The organism is Micromonospora sp. CPCC 206171, assembly GCF_036906755.1.
In the GTDB taxonomy this organism is placed as follows: domain Bacteria; phylum Actinomycetota; class Actinomycetes; order Mycobacteriales; family Micromonosporaceae; genus Micromonospora; species Micromonospora purpureochromogenes.
On the sequence record NZ_JBAKHT010000024.1, the window covers coordinates 1 to 15,983 of the forward strand.

At 74.4% G+C, this 15,983-nt stretch carries 16 protein-coding genes; 5 read left to right on the forward strand and 11 right to left on the reverse strand.

What is annotated here, in order from left to right; all coding sequences use genetic code 11:
- Window positions 1-234 precede the first annotated feature (234 nt).
- The 7 genes from V6U89_RS23560 to V6U89_RS23590 all read right to left on the reverse strand — a co-directional run bounded on the left by V6U89_RS23560 (window position 235) and on the right by V6U89_RS23590 (window position 8,811).
- A complete protein-coding gene (locus tag V6U89_RS23560; protein ID WP_334573521.1) occupies window positions 235-957 on the reverse strand; it encodes an ABC transporter ATP-binding protein in 723 nt (240 codons plus the stop codon).
- The gene (locus tag V6U89_RS23565) at window positions 954-1,952 is read right to left on the reverse strand and encodes an ABC transporter ATP-binding protein (protein WP_334573523.1); all 999 of its coding nucleotides are present in this window, start codon (window positions 1,950-1,952) and stop codon (window positions 954-956) included. Before V6U89_RS23565 ends, V6U89_RS23560 begins: the two co-directional genes overlap by 4 nt.
- Before the next feature lies 1 nt (window position 1,953).
- A complete protein-coding gene (locus V6U89_RS23570) occupies window positions 1,954-4,707 on the reverse strand; it encodes an FtsX-like permease family protein (RefSeq protein WP_334573525.1) in 2,754 nt (917 codons plus the stop codon).
- Window positions 4,704-7,895, reverse strand: a complete 3,192-nt coding sequence (locus tag V6U89_RS23575; RefSeq protein ID WP_334573527.1) for an FtsX-like permease family protein — start codon at window positions 7,893-7,895, stop codon at window positions 4,704-4,706. Before V6U89_RS23575 ends, V6U89_RS23570 begins: the two co-directional genes overlap by 4 nt.
- 88 nt (window positions 7,896-7,983) lie before the next feature.
- Entirely contained in the window at window positions 7,984-8,388 is a 405-nt protein-coding gene (locus V6U89_RS23580; RefSeq protein WP_334573529.1) for a hypothetical protein, read from the reverse strand.
- Between the two features lie 49 nt (window positions 8,389-8,437).
- Window positions 8,438-8,626 (reverse strand): hypothetical protein, encoded by a 189-nt coding sequence (locus V6U89_RS23585; RefSeq protein WP_334454231.1) that lies wholly within the window; start codon window positions 8,624-8,626, stop codon window positions 8,438-8,440.
- 11 nt (window positions 8,627-8,637) lie between these two features.
- Window positions 8,638-8,811, reverse strand: coding sequence for a hypothetical protein (locus V6U89_RS23590; RefSeq protein ID WP_218897567.1), 174 nt, complete (start codon window positions 8,809-8,811; stop codon window positions 8,638-8,640).
- 103 nt (window positions 8,812-8,914) lie between these two features.
- Between V6U89_RS23590 and V6U89_RS23595 the strand changes: the two genes are divergently transcribed.
- The gene (locus V6U89_RS23595; RefSeq protein WP_334573531.1) at window positions 8,915-9,214 is read left to right on the forward strand and encodes a hypothetical protein; all 300 of its coding nucleotides are present in this window, start codon (window positions 8,915-8,917) and stop codon (window positions 9,212-9,214) included.
- Window positions 9,215-10,367: 1,153 nt separating this feature from the next.
- Here the strand turns inward: V6U89_RS23595 and ligD are convergent.
- Window positions 10,368-11,396 carry a non-homologous end-joining DNA ligase gene (gene ligD / locus V6U89_RS23600; protein WP_334573533.1) on the reverse strand — a complete coding sequence of 343 codons (1,029 nt, stop codon included), beginning with the start codon at window positions 11,394-11,396 and terminating at the stop codon, window positions 10,368-10,370.
- Window positions 11,397-11,443: 47 nt separating this feature from the next.
- Here ligD and msrB point away from each other — a divergent pair, with 47 nt between their 5' ends.
- On the forward strand, window positions 11,444-11,857 hold the full coding sequence (gene msrB / locus V6U89_RS23605) for a peptide-methionine (R)-S-oxide reductase MsrB (RefSeq protein ID WP_334573534.1): 414 nt from the start codon (window positions 11,444-11,446) through the stop codon (window positions 11,855-11,857).
- 155 nt (window positions 11,858-12,012) lie between these two features.
- Here the strand turns inward: msrB and V6U89_RS23610 are convergent, their stop codons facing one another.
- From V6U89_RS23610 to V6U89_RS23620, 3 genes are all read right to left on the reverse strand, one after another.
- Complete coding sequence (locus tag V6U89_RS23610) at window positions 12,013-12,573, reverse strand: DUF305 domain-containing protein (RefSeq protein WP_334573535.1); 561 nt, start codon at window positions 12,571-12,573, stop codon at window positions 12,013-12,015.
- A 68-nt stretch (window positions 12,574-12,641) separates the two neighbouring features.
- Entirely contained in the window at window positions 12,642-13,379 is a 738-nt protein-coding gene (locus tag V6U89_RS23615; protein WP_334573537.1) for a lytic polysaccharide monooxygenase, read from the reverse strand.
- 117 nt (window positions 13,380-13,496) lie between these two features.
- Window positions 13,497-13,772 (reverse strand): glycoside hydrolase, encoded by a 276-nt coding sequence (locus tag V6U89_RS23620; protein WP_334573539.1) that lies wholly within the window; start codon window positions 13,770-13,772, stop codon window positions 13,497-13,499.
- 157 nt (window positions 13,773-13,929) lie between these two features.
- On the opposite strand from V6U89_RS23620, the gene V6U89_RS23625 reads away from it, so the two are divergent.
- The 3 genes from V6U89_RS23625 to V6U89_RS23635 all read left to right on the forward strand — a co-directional run bounded on the left by V6U89_RS23625 (window position 13,930) and on the right by V6U89_RS23635 (window position 15,931).
- The gene (locus V6U89_RS23625; RefSeq protein ID WP_280836355.1) at window positions 13,930-14,187 is read left to right on the forward strand and encodes a Prokaryotic metallothionein; all 258 of its coding nucleotides are present in this window, start codon (window positions 13,930-13,932) and stop codon (window positions 14,185-14,187) included.
- A 71-nt stretch (window positions 14,188-14,258) separates the two neighbouring features.
- Window positions 14,259-14,735 (forward strand): GNAT family N-acetyltransferase, encoded by a 477-nt coding sequence (locus V6U89_RS23630; RefSeq protein WP_334573541.1) that lies wholly within the window; start codon window positions 14,259-14,261, stop codon window positions 14,733-14,735.
- A gap of 119 nt (window positions 14,736-14,854) precedes the next feature.
- Window positions 14,855-15,931, forward strand: a complete 1,077-nt coding sequence (locus V6U89_RS23635) for a lytic polysaccharide monooxygenase auxiliary activity family 9 protein (RefSeq protein WP_334573543.1) — start codon at window positions 14,855-14,857, stop codon at window positions 15,929-15,931.
- Window positions 15,932-15,983 lie beyond the last annotated feature (52 nt).

Here is a 15,983-nt window from a genome sequence, read left to right on the forward strand (position 1 = left end):
TAGCCGGACGTGTCACCCACGTCCCGAGACTGATCTGTCACGCAGGTCCTGAGACTCGACATCAAAACGCCAGAGCACATTGACCTGCCAGCGGCTGCATACCCCTCTGACGGCCCCCACCCCGCTCTTCACCTCGGTGATCAAGAAATGTGCGGCAGAACCCGCCGCCCTCACGGCGACGCAAACGTCCTGACCATCGAGGCGAAGCCGAGGCGAGGGCGGACGGGGTGGGGGTCAGGCGTCGACCAGGTGGCCGTCGCGCAGGGTCAGGGTGCGGTCGGCCAGCTCGATGAGGGCCGGGTCGTGCGTGGCGACCAGGGCCGTCATGCCCCGGGCGTGCACCACCGCGCGCAGCAGGTCCATGATGGAGCGCCCGGTCTCCGAGTCGAGCTGGCCCGTCGGCTCGTCGGCGATCAGCAGGGCCGGCTCGTTGGCCAGCGCCCGGGCCACCGCCACCCGCTGCTGCTGCCCGCCGGAGAGCTCGTACGGCCGCTGCGCCGCGTGCCCACCCAGCCCGACCAGCTCCAGCAGTACGGCCACCCGCTCCTCCCGTTCCGCCGCGGGCACCCGGGCCAGCCGCAGCGGCACGCCGACGTTCTCCGCGGCGGAGAGGATCGGCACCAGCCCGAAGGTCTGGAACACGAAGCCCACCGTGCCCCGGCGCAACCGCAGCAGCTCGGCCTCACCGGCGGCGGTCACGTCGTGCCCGGCCACCCGCACCCGGCCACTGTCCGGCCGGTCCAGCCCGCCGACCAGGTTCAGCAGGGTGGTCTTGCCGGCGCCCGAGCGGCCCCGGACGGCCACCAGCTCACCCCGGCCGGCCGAGAAGGAGACGTCGCGCACCGCGTGCACGGCGTGCTCACCCCGGCCGAAGGTGCGGCTCACCCCCTCCACCCGGACCACCTCGTCGACGACGGCCGCGGCACCGGCCGGGCCGGCGGAAACCTGCTCGCTCATGCGTCACTCCCATTCGGTTCCGGCGTGCGGTCGCCGGGGCGGACCTCGACGTGGTCCGGTTCGAGGTTGAGGCGGACCCGGTCGCGCAGCGCCAACGCGTCGACGAAGGACGCCGGCAGCTGCATCCGGCCGGCCCGGTCGAGCACGGCGTACTCCTCGCTGACCAGCTCGGTGCTGCCGTCGGCGCCGATCCGCGCCGTCCGGCGTACCTCGGAAGAGGTCCGGCCGTCGCGGATCGCGACGGTCCGGCGGACCTGGGTGGCCACGGCCTGGTCGTGGGTGACCACCACGATCGTCACGCCCAGCTCGGCGTTGATGGTGCGCAGCGCCGCGAAGACCTCCGCACCGGTGGCCTCGTCGAGTTCACCGGTCGGCTCGTCGGCGAAGAGCACCTCCGGGTCGTTCGCCACCGCCACCGCCACCGCGCAGCGCTGCTGTTCACCGCCGCTGAGCTGGCTGGGACGCCGGTCGGCGCAGTAGCCCACCCCGACCAGGTCCAGCAGCTCCTCGGCCCGCCGCCGCCGGGCCCGCCCGCCGCCGGCCCGGCCGGCCAGCTTCATCGGCAGCTCGACGTTCTCCCGCGCGGTCAGGTACGGCAGCAGGTTCCGGCCGGTCTGCTGCCAGACGAAGCCGACCACGTCCCGCCGGTAGCTCAACCGTCGCCGGTGGGAGAGGGCGAGCAGGTCGTAGTCGGCGACCCGGGCGATCCCGGCGGTCGGGGTGTCCAGCCCGGACAGGATGTTGAGCAGCGTCGACTTCCCGGAGCCGGACGCGCCGACGATCGCCACCAGCTCACCCCGGTCGATGACCAGGTCGAGCCCCTGCAGGGCGACCACCTCCACCCCCTCGGTCTTGAAGATGCGGACCAGGCCGTCGCAGACGATGTGCCCGCGCAGGCGGTCCTGCCCGCCGGCCCGCTCGGCCGCACGCTGCGCGGCCCGCCGCTGCAACGCGGCCAGATCCGGTACGGCGGACGTCTCGGCGGTAGCCGTCATCTCAGCTCTCCTCTCCGAGCCGGAGCACCTCGCCGAGGCGCATCCGACGGTTGTTCACGGCCTCGACCGCGACGGCGAAGGCCAGCGCCAGCAGGGCCAGCCCGAGCACCCCGGCCACCAGGCCGGGTTCGAAACGCACCGTCACCGGCGCCCCGCCGGTGAACGTGGACAACCCCAGCACCGGGTTCAGCAGCACCGGCAGCAGGGCGCCCACCACGGCGCCGGTCAGCACCGAGACCACCACCAGCGGGGCGAGTTCCACCAGCAGCAGGCCCCGCCATTGTTGGCGGGACAGCCCCATCGTGCGCAGCCGGGACAGCACCTGCGCCCGGCCGCGGGCACCCGCGAGCACCGCGAACGCCAGCGCGAGCAGCCCCAGCAGGCCGCCGCCGGCCGCGCCGGTGGCGAAGCCGAAGACGAGCAGCCCGTTGACCCCGCTGCCGCCCAGCCGCTCCCGCTCGGCCGCCCAGGTCGTCACCTGCGGGGGCAGCGGTCGCTTCCCGCCGGTCACCGCGCCGCTGGTCTGGTAGCGGGTCTGTCCCTCCTCGGCGACCCGCGCCAGCGCCGCCGGGTCGACCGTGGCGTCCCCCGCGGCGAGCAGGAACCCGGTCGGCGCGAGCGGATGCGGGGCGTTGGCGGGCTGCCCCGGCCAGGGCAGCACCAGGAATCGTCCGGTCCCGCCCGGGATCAGCGGGAACTCCGCCGCCGTGCCGGCGACCCGGAACGGCAACCGGTTGCCCTGCACGTCCACCCAGCCGGGCCGGCGCCCCGCGCCGTCGGCGAGCTGCGCGTCGGCGAGGGCGGCGGCGAAGTCCGGCGACACCAGCGCGGGCAGCGCCGTCGCGACGTCCCCGCCGGCCCGCAGCGCGGCGGGCACCACCAGGTCGAGCCCGGAGCGCCGGGCCACCTCCGCGAAACCGGCGGGCTCCACCAGCAGCACGTACGCCTCGCCGGCCCCGCCGGGGCGGCCGTCGGAGTCGGCGTAGAGCCGCTGCCCGGGAGTGGCCAGCACGGGGGTGACCGCCCGGATGCCGGGCAGCCCGGCCAGCTCGGTCGCCGTGTCCGGGGCGAACCGGTCGCCGCTGACCAGCGCGTCGGCCGGCACCGTCCGGGTGACCGCCCGGTCCCGCCCGTCCTCGATGCCGACGGCGACCACCCCGCAGAAGGCCGCCGTGGCGACCGCCAGCACGACCACCACCAGCGGCGCGGCCACCCCGGCCCGGCCGGCGCGGGCGGTGCCGAGGAAGGCGACCGCGCCGCGCGCCCGCGCGGCCAACCGGCTGAACAGCCGCAACGGCCACGGGTACGCCCGCAGCGCCAGCAGCGCGGCGGCGCCTGCGAGCAGCACCGGCACCGACACCAGCAGCGGGTCCACCTCGCCGCCGAGGACGAGACCCCGCCTACGCAGCAGGAACGCGGCGAGCGCGGCCAGGCCGACCACGGTCACCTCGACGGTGAGCCGGCCCGCGCCGCTGCGGGCGCGCAGCAGATCTGACCGGCCGCCGCCGTCCCGCTGGCCGGTCAGCACCGCCACCGGCAGCGCCAGCGTGGCCAGCACCGCCGCCGCCACGGTCAGCCGGCTCGCCGCGTCGGGTGTGCCGGCGCCCAGCGGGTCAGCGGGGAGCAGGCCACCGAGCAGCCACCCCGCCACCGCGGCGACCGGCACCACCAGCAGCGACTCGGCCAGGCCCCGTCGGACCACGGTGGTGGTCGAGCCGCCCCGGGCGCGCAGCAGCAGGTACTCGTCGCGGCGGCGGCGCACGGCCAGCCGGGCGGCGAGCACGGTGAGGCCGGCAAGGGTGGCGAGCACCCCGGCGGCGATGACGGTCAGCAGCGTACGGGCGGCGGCGAGCGAGTCCGCGTACTGCCGCAGCGGGATGTCGACGCCCTGGGCGAGCAGCAGCCCGGCGGGGCGCTCGCGATCGAGCTGGGCGACGCCGTCGACCACCGCGTCGAGCCGACCCGGGGTGAGCCGCTCGGCGTCGATCCGGTACCGCCAGCCGAAGCCGACCGCCCAGCCGGCCGCCGCCCGGTCGTCGAAGCCGGCGTCGTCGGTCAGCCCCACCAGTTGGAAGGGCTCGCCGTCACCGACCGGTGGGGTGAGCCGCAGCGCCGAGGGGAGCGCGTCCCACGCACCGCCGCCGGCGTCGACCGGTCGGAACAGCCCGACCACCGCGACGGTGGTGGCGGCGTACTCCCGGCCGTCTGGGGCGAGCAGCGCCAGGTGCAGCCGGCTGCCGGCGCGCAGGCCGAGCTGCCGGGCGACCGGTTCGGCGAGCGCGGTCTCCACCGGCGCGGCCCGGTCCGCCCCCTCGCCCGGCCAGCGGCCGTCGACCAGGGTGGCCGACTCCGACAGTCCGGTCATGGTGCGCAGGCTCAGGTCGATCAGCCCCTCGTCGGGGGTCAGCTCCGCCCCTTTGAGCCGGCCGAACTCGGTCTCGGCGGTGTACCAGCGCTCGCCGACCACCTCGCGCACCGGTGCGGGCATCCCCGCCAGCAGGGAGTCCAGGCCGGCCCGATGGTCGGCGGCCACCCCGGGCTGGCCGGGCCGCGGCTGCGCCGGCCGGGTGTAGAGCATGTCGCGCCGGGGTCCCGGCAGGTCGGCGAACTGTTCGCGCAGCCCTTGGCCGGACAGCCGGTCGGCGATCCGGGGCATGCCGGTGACCAGCAGCGCGGTGACCAGCGCCAGCACCGCGAGGAGCAGGAAGTGCCCCCCGTACGCGCGCACCCGGCGCAGCACGGCCAGGACGCTCATCGTTCTCCCCCGATCCGCAGCTGGACCGCCGCGACACGTTGCCGGATGCCGGTGGTCAGGACGGCGCTGCACGTGAGGGCGGCCAGCAGCAGCCCGAGCCCGGTGAGCCCGATCGGCGTCCACGGCAGGCTGAAGGCCGCCTCCGGCACCGGTCGGCCGGCGCTCGGGGTGAGGATCACCAGTGGTGCCATGGTGGCGCCCACCCCCGCGCCCACCAGCAGGCCGACGGCGACCCCGATGCCGGCCAGGAAGGTCTGTTCGGCCAGCATCGCGCGGGCCAGCAGGGGCGGCCCGGCGCCGAGGGTGTGCAGGACGGCGAACTCGGCGAGCCGGTGCCGGGCGGTGGCCCACACGTCCACGGCGAGGCCGACCAGGGCGAGCAGCACCGACCCGAGGGCTGCGGCGAGCAGCCCGGTCCGCGCGCCCCGCCAGTACGGGTCCCGGCCGGCCTCCTCGGCCACGGCCCGCCGGTCGAGGACCGTCACGGCCGGCAGGTCCCGGATCGCCGCCGCCGCAGCGGCGTGCCCACCATCGTCGGTCCGTACCCACCACTCCGGCACCGGCCGGACGGCGGCGCGCTGCCGGATCAGCCAGTCCGCGGCGGCGGGCAGGTCGATCAGCATGCCCCCGCCGTCGGCCACGCCCGGCACCGCGTCCAGTTCGCCGACCACCCGCACCGGCACGGACGCCCCGGACAGTGGCAGCGGGACGACATCGCCGAGCCGGACGTTCAGGGCCGCCAGCACCTGCGGGGTGACCAGCGCCGGCACCGGCCGGCTCTCTCCCACCGGTACGACGGCGAAGCGGACCGTCGGCTGCCGGGCGAAGCGGCCGCCCTCCGTCAACGTGATCCGGTAGTCGGCGTTCACCCCGCCCGCGGTGACGGCCGTCGTCGGCACCGGCGTGTCCAGGACCGCGTCCACCATGGACCAATCGCCGTCCAGCACGACCGGCCGGGAAGTGCCGGCCGCGTCGGTCACCCGCAGCCCGTCGATCCGCAGCCCGTAGCCGGGGGCCGCCGCGTCACCGGCGTCGGCCTGAAAGCCGGCCACCCGCCAGGCGCCAGGGGGCAGGTCGACGGCGAACGGCACCGGGCGGTCGACGAGGGAGTCGGTGGTGGCCAGCGGCAGCGCCAGAGCCAGCCCGTCGGCCCGGGCGAGCAGCACCGACGCCTCGATCCGTTGGGCGGTCACCGGCTGGCGTACCGGGGTGCGGACGGTGCCGCTGAGCTGCCGGGCGTCGGCGGGCAGCGGGACGCCGGCCGGGGCGTCGCGGTCGCGCGCCAGCCGGGCGAGCAACTCGCCGGGCGGCCGGTCGGCGAGCCGGTCGGCGATCCGGGCCACGTCCGGCGCGGCGGTCGCGTCCAGGGCGAGCACGGTGGTCGGCAGGCTGTCGCGGCCCAGCCGCACCTCGTCCCGCCAGGCCGGCAGCACCTGCCGCACCCCCGGCACGCCGGCCAGGTGGGCGGCCCGGTCCACGGGCGCGGCACCGCCGCGCTCCGTGACCCGCAGGTCGGCGCCGACGCCGTGGTCGGCCTGGTCGGTGTGCGACCGCTCCCAGGTGCTGACCAGCGACCAGGCCAGGGTGCTGCCGCCGACGGCGAGCGCGAGCAACAGCACCGGCCCGGCGTGCGGGCGGCGGCCCGCCTGCCACATGCCGAACATGGTCGCCGTCCACGGCCGCCGGTCGACGAACCGTTCCGCGACCCGGGTGGCCGGGGGCAGCAGCCGCAGGGCGAGCACCGCCCCGGCCAGCACGCCGAGGGTGGGGGCGACGGCGAGCAGCGGGTCGATGCCGAGCCGGCCGCCCGCGCCGGCCAGCGGCGAGGAGTACTGGCGCAGCTGCGCCCAGGCGAGCAGGGCGAGCAGCACCAGCGCCAGGTCCACCCCGGCCCGCTGCACGGTGGCGGCCCGGGTGGGGCGGGACCGGGCGGCCATGTCGGCGACGTAGCTGCCGGCGCGGCGCAGCGCCGGCAGCACCATGGCGAGCAGGCAGCCCACCGCCGCGGCGAGGGCGATCGCCCAGACCGCCCCGGCACCGCCGTCGTCCAGTCGGAGGCCGGCCGGGCCCTCGCCGCCGCTGATCCCGCGCAGCGCCGCGCCGGCCAGCGGCGGCGCGAGCAGCGCGGCCGGCAGCACCACCAGCGTCGCCTCCCGTACGGCGAGATTGGCGAGCTGTCCCCGGCCGGCTCCGCGGGCGCGCAGCAGGGCCGTCTGCGCCCGGCGGTCCTCGTTGAGCAGCGCGGCGACCAGCACCAGCGCGTAGCCGCCGAGCACCACGATCAGCAGTAGTGGGGTGAGCAGCGCCGAGCGGCCCACCAGGTCGGCCCGGCCGAGCCGGTCGATCAGCCGGTCCAGGCCGGTGACACTCTGCGCGGACGAGCCGAGACCGGCTTTCTCCGGCACCTCGACGGCGGCGGTGGCGACCGCCTGCTGCACCTCGGGCAGCCGGCTCGACGCGACGCTGCGCAGGTCCGGCTCGACCACCCAGGAGACCGAGGTGGAGCCGGGGAAGGTGCGGGCGAAGTCGGCCGGGTCGAGGGCGAACGGGCCGTACGAGTCGCCGTCGTCACCGGTGCCGCTCACCCCCGGCGCGAGCTGCCAGTACGGCGCGGCCAGGTCGCGGGGGCGGAAGATCCCGGACACCACCACGTCGGCCGCGCGTCCGGAGCTGCGGTCGGTCATCGGCACCTGGGTGCCGGGGGTGAGCCGCAGCGCGCCGGCGACCCGTTCGGGGACGGTGACCTGGGTCGGGTTCGCCCCGGCGACGGGCCAGGCTCCACCGACCAGCTCGGCGCGGCCGGCGAGGTCGTCGAGGGTGGCCAGGTCGGCGAAGACCGGGTCGTCATCGGTGCGGGCGGCGCCGAGGTCGCCGGTCAGCTCCCGGCCGGTGCCGTGGCGGGCGCCGGACACGACGACCGTCGCCCCGCCCAGCCCGCCGGCGAAGCTGTCCCGGACGGCCCGGTCCCGGCCGGCGGCCTCGGCCGCGTCCCGGCCACCGGACCCGCTGATCAGCAGGCTGCGCTCGGCGGCGGGCGCCGCCGCCAGCATCGCCCGCTGCCCGGCGTCGATCGCCCGCTGGTTGTAGTCGGACAACCCGGTGACCAGCGCGACGGCGACCAACGCCGCGACCGTCGCCGCCGCGAGCAGGCCCCGCGCCTCGTAGGCCCGCCTCCACACCAGCTTCATCCGTACGCCTCCCCCGGGGCCCTCGCTGGGCCGGTGACCAGGTAGAGCGGGTACGGGCCGGAAAAGGTTCGCGCCCTTTACATGATCGTTATCCGACGCCGTCCCAGTGCAGGCCGGCCAGCGTGGCGGCCGCGCGCAGCGCCTCGGCGAAGCGGGCGACGCTGCCGTTGAGGGCGGCCAGCTCGTCCGGGCCGAGCAGCACCACCGGGCCGCCGTCGGTCACCGCCAGCACGCAGGGGGTACGCCCCTCGCTGGCCGCCCGGACCGCCGGGCTGCGCTCGTTGAGGTGCACCAGGTCCACCGGCACGCCCAGCTCGGGCACGAGTTCCCGCCACTCCCGCTTGCGACCGAGGCCGTGGTGGGTGACGTCACAGAGCGGACACGAGGTGGTCCCCCGGACCTTGCCGACCAGGTACGTCAGTTCGCCGCGCAGCCCGCCGTCGGCGTGGTAAACGCCGACCAGTCGCCGGACCACGCCCGAGGTGGAGGTCATGCCGGCCAGTGTGCCGGACGTCGACCTGCGCGGACAGGAATCGGCGCGCTCAGTCGGTGGCCAGGTCCGGCCGGTGCTGCTTGATCCACTTTTCGACGTCGGACTTCCGCCACACCTTGCCCTGCATCAGATCAGCGACCGGCTCGGGGAAGTTGCGGTGACTGGTGATCACGTAAACGCGCTGCTTACTGATGTTGCCCAGCATCACGCGGATCTCGTGCGCTCCCACCAGCTCCATACAGCGGACGCTCAGTCGGCCAGCGAGTCCGGCCGGTGCTGCTTGATCCACTTTTCGACGTCGGACTTCCGCCACACCTTGCCCATGGCCAGGACGGCGATCGGCTCCGGGAAGTTCCGTTGATTGGCGATCACCGACGCGCGCTGCCGGGAGACGCCACCGAGCATCTCGCGAATCTCCGACACGCCGACAAGCTCCACACGTTGACGATGACAGCGCCGCAGTCGCCACACGGCGACAACTACGCTGATTGTTGACGTAGACAACAAGACCGGTCAGCATGGGTGCATGACCATGCCGCACACCTCCGCCGTACCGGACCGTCAGCGGCGGGCGGTGCGCCCGCACGTGCCGATGCGGCCGCTCTGGCTGTGCCGGGTGTGCGCCGCCGCCTGGCCGTGCCCGCCTGCGCGGCTACTGCTCGGCATGGAGTACCGCCGGGACCCAGTGGCGCTCTCCATCTACATGGCGGGCTGCCTCTTCGACGCCACCGCCGACCTGATCAAACTCAGCCCGAACCCGGCCCCGTCCCCGGCGGACCTATTCGACCGGTTCCTGGCCTGGACGGCCCGGCGGCGGGCGCAGTAAGGCCCCGATGAACGCCCGCCGTATCGCGTCCATTGCTGGCACCGTTGCCGCCACCGTGGTTGCCGCTGTCGGCAGCTACGACCACATGCCGACCCTGGCCTTGAGGCGGGCCAGACCCCTTTCCTGGCAACCGTTCTGCCGCTGTCGTAGACGGAATGATCCTGGTTGCCACCCTGGCCCCCGGGGACGGTAGGCGGTCCCGCTGGTCCGACTGGTTGGCCTTCCTGGTCGGCGTAGCCGCTTCCCTGGTCGCCAACGTCATAGTTGCCGACCCTGACCCGGTGGCCCGGGTAGTTTCCGCGTGGCCTGCCGTGGCCCTGCTGCTCACGGTTGAGGTGTTGGCCCGTTGCGGGAAGGGTGCCGCCGTTGTTCCGGCGGAAGTTGTTACCCGGCAACGGAAAACGGCCCCTGAGGGCCCGGAGGTTGCCGCCCCTGCCGACATCCGCCGAAGGCTCTACGGATGGCCCCAGCGGCTCCGTAGCCCCGGAACCTGAGCGGCCCCGGAAGGTCCGTCGCCCGGTGGCGGACACCCGCCGCCTGGCCGTGGCGATGCTTGCGGAACCCGGGGCCAACCGTGAGCGGGTTGCCGCCGCTCTCGGGATCACTCCCCGGAGGCTCCGCCAAGTCCTGAACGTCGCCGGGTAGGTGTACGGTCCGCGCCATGGTTGCCGTCAAGCTGTGGCACATAGCCGTGTGCGTCGTGTTGTCAGCCGTGCTCATCGGCGGTTTGGTCCGGCTCCTGGTGAAGAGGGCCAGCCGCCGGTAGCGCGGGACCGTTCGGCACGCAGGAAGGATCATGGTTCTTGAGGGTTGTTAGGGACTCCCCCGGAGTGTGGGTTAGCACCGTTGAGCCGCCCGTTACCGCCGCCGCCCTGGCGGAGCTGATCGCCCAGGTTCCCCCGGAGTCTGTGCTCACTGAGGTACTGCTAGACCCTGACGGGGACCTGTTCGCCACGTTCGAGCTTCCCGACGTCTCCTGAGTCCAGCCGTAGCCGGGGGCCCGTTCACGGGCCCCCGGCTACCCGCAGCTGCCACCCACGGCCGGACCGCACCAGATAACCGTCGGGCGACCGTTGGCCGCCTCAACAGCGGCCATCGCATCAGCGATAGCGTCGTGCGAAATCCTCGGGCTTCCGCCCCTTGGGGCGGTGTTTTACCTGGTCCGGTCCCGGTCCTTGGAGGGCTGCACGCGCTTCGGCTCCCCCGGCATCTTCGGGTGGTCCGGCGGGTACGGCATGTCGCCCTGGCCGGCGGACGCGTCGCGCTCGGCCCATTCCAGCAGCGGGGTGATGTCGAACGGCGCGTCGTCGATGCCGGCGTGCGGGTCGCCCCGCTCGGCGAGCCGGGTGGGCACGCTGCGCAGGTCGAAGTCGTCCGGCTCGACGTCGGGCAGCTCGTCCCAGGTGACCGGGGTGGAGACGGTGGCGCGGGCGTTGGCGCGCAGCGAGTAGGCGCAGGCGATGGTGCGGTCCCGGGCCATCTGGTTGTAGTCGACGAACACCCGCCGGCCCCGCTCCTCCTTCCACCAGGCGGTGGTGACCAGGTCGGCGCGGCGGCGCTCCAGCTCGCGGGCGAGCGCGATGGTGGCCCGGCGCACCTCGGTGAACGTCCAGCGGGGCTCGATGCGCAGGTAGACGTGCACGCCCCGGCCGCCCGAGGTCTTCGGCCAGCCGGTCGCACCCAGCTCGGCCAGGAGCGCCCGCACCTCGCCGGCCGCGGTCGCCGCGTCGGCGAAGTCGGTGCCGGGCTGCGGGTCGAGGTCGACGCGCAGCTCGTCGGGGCGGTCGACGTCGGCGGCCCGCACCGGCCACGGGTGGAAGACGATGGTGCCCATCTGGGCGGCCCAGGCCACGTGGGCGAGGTCGGCCGGGCAGAGCTCGTCGGCGCTGCGGCCACTGGGGAAGCTGATCTTCGCCGTGCGCACCCACGGCGGGACGCCCCGGGTCGGCACGCGCTTCTGGAAGAACATCTCCCCCTCGATGCCCTCGGGGAAGCGCTGGAGCGTGGTGGGGCGGTCCCGCAGGGCGCGCATGATCCCGTCGCCGACCGCCAGGTAGTAGTGGAAGACGTCCGCCTTGGTGAAGCCGCGGCCGGGGAAGATCAACCGGTCGGGACTGCTCAGCCGGACGGTGTGCCCGGCGACCTCGATCTCGGTCACCGTAGCCTTCGAGGAGCCGCCCATTCCGCGACCATATGCGACGCCCCCGACATCCGACGTACCGTTGACGGGTGAGTCTTGACAAGAACGAGCTGCCCCGCACCGAGGAAGAGTGGCGGGTCCGGTTGAGCCCGCAGGAGTTCCGGGTGCTGCGCGAGGCCGGCACCGAGCCACCGTGGACGGGCGAGTACGTCGACACCAAGACCCCCGGCGTCTACCACTGCCGGGCCTGTGGCCTGGAACTCTTCTCCAGTGACACCAAGTTCGACTCGCACTGCGGCTGGCCGAGCTTCGACGACGCCATCCCCGGCCGGGTCAAGGAGATCGAGGACCGCACCCTGGGCATGAGCCGTACCGAGATCCGCTGCGCGCGCTGCGACAGCCACCTCGGGCACGTCTTCCACGGTGAGCACTTCACCCCGAAGGACACCCGGCACTGCGTCAACTCGCTGTCGATCCGGCTGGAACCGCGCACCGAGGCCTGACCCACCGGGCACCGGCGAGACCGTGTCGGCCGCCCGGGCCGGCTGATCGACTCCGTGTCGGCGAGGTGGCGGTGTCCCGGTCCCGCTCATACCGCCGTTCCGGCGACATGGAGTCGATCGACGACCGCGTGACCTCGGTCGTGTGGGTGGCGTGGCTACCGGCCGGCCGGCCCCGTCAGGAGCCGCACCTCGGCGGTACGGGACTGCTCGACCCGCCCGGCCAGCTCGCGCACCCGTGGGCTGGTCGCGGTTTCCCGGTGCGCCCGGGCCAGGTCGGCGGCCTCCTGCTGGTGGCTGCCGAGCAACCGCCGCAGGACGGCGTCCGCCTGGCCGGCCGGGGCCTCGCGCAGGCGGGCGAGGTCCGCGGGGGCGGCGAGGTGACCGCTGTGGTCGTGCCGCCCGGCGGTGGCGGCCGGCCCGGCGTCGCGCAGCCAGGCGCGCATGGTGGCCAGCTCGTCGGCCTCGGTCACCTCGATGGCGGCGACCAGGGTGCGCAGCTCGGGGTCGGTCACCCGGTCGCGCCCCAGCCGGACGATCTCCATCGTCTGCTCGGTGTGGGCCACCATCATGGTCAGGTACACCACGTCGAGGGTGCCGAGCGCGGTGTCCGTCGGGGCCGCGGTCGCGGGGCGGGTCGCCTGCGGGGTCGGGGCGTCGGCGCAGCCGGCGGCCGGCAGCAGGGTGGCGAGCGCGACGAGCACCACCGCCCGTGCCACGCCACCCCTGGCCGGGTCGTGCCGAGGGGCGGATGCGGCCCGCACCGGCACGGGCCGTACCCGTCCGGTCAGACCTGCGACCACAGCGCCGGCACATTCGGCGGTTCCCAGCCCGGAAGCGCGGTGTGCGCCTGCCGGCACCGGTAGGTCAGCCCGTTGTAGGTGACCTGGTCACCGACCTGGTAAGCCCGACCCGCGGTCCACGTGCCGCCGGGGGCGGGCGGCGGGGTGGTGGGAGCCGGCGGCGTCGGGGTGGGTGTCGGGGTCGGCGTCGGGCTGGGGGCCGGACCGCCGCCGCCACCGATCTGCACGTCCACGCAGGAGTAGAACGCGTTGGCGGTGTCCGCGATGTTCCACACCGCGAGGATCTTCTGCCGGCCGGAGAAGCCGCCGAGGTTCACCGTGTGCGACACGGTGGCACCGGGCTGCTGCCCGCCCCCGTTGAAGACGCCCACCCGGGTGCCGCCGATGAAGTACTCCCAGTTGCTGGTGGCGTGCCGGGCGGTGTTGGTCCAGGTGAACGTCACCGAGCTGCCGACCGACGTGGCCGGCCAACCCCGGCTGTCGTCGTTCAGGACGGCGAACTGGGCGATGTTGGCGTGGCAGTTGCGCAGCCCCTTCGGGCCCTCGACGCTCTGCGGCTCGTACTTGATCTGCCCGCAGTCGGGCACCCGGTTCTGCGCACAGAGCGCCTGGCGGCTAGGCGGTCCGGAGACGTAGCCGTGCGCCTGGGCGGGGGCGGCGACGGCGAGCGAGGACACGACGGCACCCGCCGCCAGGACCGGGACGGTGACTCTTCGACGCATGATGGCAACTCCTCGGCTCGGGCCTGCTGAAGGTGCCACCAAACATAATTTAAACTTTGTTAACAGTAAAGACTCCTGTCGATTAAACTCATCGACGCTTGTGAGCCTGGCCGGTGCTCACAGGAGCAGCAGGCTGCCCTTCTCGTCGACCCGGTCGGCGGAGTCGTCGTCCAGCCAGACGCCCCCGCTGGCGAGGTACCGGAAGCGGTACTCGCCGGGGCCGAGCTTGACGGTCACCGTCCGGGTGCCGTCGCGGCGGACGACCAGCTCGTGCCGGCCGGGCTCCCAGCCGTTGAAGCAGCCGACGACGCTGACCGGGCCGGGCGGGGTGTCCCGGGGCAGGCAGAAGGTGACCCGGGTCTGGTTGCCGAAGAGCTTGTTGCGCTTGATCACGTGATCCTCCGGGGTCGAGGCGGTTCACCAGGCCCAACGCGCGACACGCCGGGGGCGAAACGCCGTCCGGCCGGATCCGGTCGCGGCATTTCGCCCCCAACGGCCCCGCCCTGGCGCACCCTGATGTCACATGTCCTGATTCGGGGGGTTTTTGATCGTGGCTACCTGTGAGGTCTGCGGCAACGAGTACTGGATGGCGTTCGAGGTGCGCACGGTCAGCGGTGACACGCACACCTTCGACTGCTTCGAGTGCGCGGCGCAGAAGCTGGCGCCGATCTGCGAGCACTGCGAGGTCAAGATCCTCGGCCACGGCGTGGAGGTCGGCGGCCGGTTCTTCTGCTGCGCGCACTGCGCCCGGGCCGAGGAGGCCCAGGGCGCCGAGATCCGCGACGCGGTCGGCGCCCGCCCGGCCTGACCGCGCGCCCCGGCCCGCACCGGGCCGGGGCTCTCCGGGGTACGCGCCACGGCGCGGCCTACCATCGCGGGATGCCGCCGCCGACCACTCAGGTCCGGGTCGCCGCCTTCGCCGACCTGGCCGCCCGCACCTTCCACGACCTGCTCCGGCTGCGCATCGACGTGTTCGTGGTCGAGCAGCACTGCCCGTACGCGGAGCTGGACGGCCGGGACGTCGAGCCCGGCACCCGGCACCTCTGGCTGGAGCGCGACGGCGCCGTGCTGGCGTACCTGCGGATCCTGGCCGACCCGGACGGCGCGGCGCGGATCGGCCGGGTGGTGGTGGCGCCGGCGGCGCGCGGCGGCGGGCACGCCGGCCGCCTGATGACCGAGGCGCTGCGGCTGGTCGGCGACCGGCCGTGCGTGCTGGAGGCGCAGTCGTACCTGGTCGACTTCTACGCCCGGCACGGCTTCGCGGTGACCGGCCCGGAGTACGTCGAGGACGGCATCCCGCACGTCCCGATGCGCCGGCAGAGCCGACCCGGCCGCCCGGGAGACATTGACGGATAGCGTTTTCCCGTGGGAGCCTGCGGGGCAGAGCCGTCGCGGGAGCCACGCAGGGGTTCGGGAGGGGGCAACTCCCGGCCGTCCGGGCGTCGTCGACCGACACTCCAGACCCCGGAGGCTCCATGTCCGTCCTGCTGCGCAGACGCCCCACCCCACTGGTGGCGGCGCTGCTCACCGTCGGCGCGATCGTCGCGCTGCTGCTCACCACCGCCCTGGCCCGCTCCGCCTCCGCTCACGGATCGGTGGTGGACCCGGCGTCACGCAACTACGGCTGCTGGCAACGCTGGGGCAGCGACTTCCAGAACCCGAAGATGGCCACCGAGGACCCGATGTGCTGGCAGGCCTGGCAGGCCGACCCGAACGCCATGTGGAACTGGAACGGCCTGTTCCGCGAGGGCGTCGCCGGCAACCACCAGGGCGCCATCCCGGACGGCCAGTTGTGCAGCGCCGGGCACACCGCCAGCGGCCGCTACAACGCGCTCGACACGGTCGGCGCCTGGAAGACCGTGCCGACCAGGACCAACTTCAGGATCAAGCTGTACGACCAGGCCAGTCACGGCGCCGACTACATCCGGGTGTACGTGACGAAGCAGGGCTTCAACGCCCTGACCAAGCCGCTGGCCTGGAGCGACCTGGAACTGGTCGGCCAGATCGGCAACACCCCGGCGGACCGGTGGACCCCGGAGGCCCAGGGGGTGTCGATCCAGGTGCCGGCGAACGCGCCGGGGCGCACCGGCCGGCACATCGTCTACACGATCTGGCAGGCCAGCCACCTGGACCAGTCGTACTACCTGTGCAGCGACGTCGACTTCGGCGGCGGGCCCGGTACGCCGCCCACCACGACGCCGCCGCCCACCAGCCCGCCGCCCACCAGCCCGCCGCCGACGACGCCGCCGCCAGCCGGGGCCTGCACCGCCAGCTACCGGGTCACCGCGCAGTGGTCCGGCGGCTTCCAGGGTGAGGTGGCGGTGACCGCCGGCGCCGCCGCGGTCAAGGGCTGGACCGTGACCTGGACGTTCGCCGGCGGCCAGCAGGTCAGCCAGGCGTGGAACGCGACGGTGACGAGCAGCGGGTCCACCGTCACCGCCCGGAACGTCAGCTACAACGGGTCACTGGCCGCCGGGGCGAAGACGTCCTTTGGCTTCCTCGGCTCCGGCAGCCCGGCGAACCCGACCCCGACCTGCACCGCGACGCTCTGATCCCCGAACGGCCGTGACCCGGCAGCCAGCCGGGTCACGGCTGCGCGGTCGT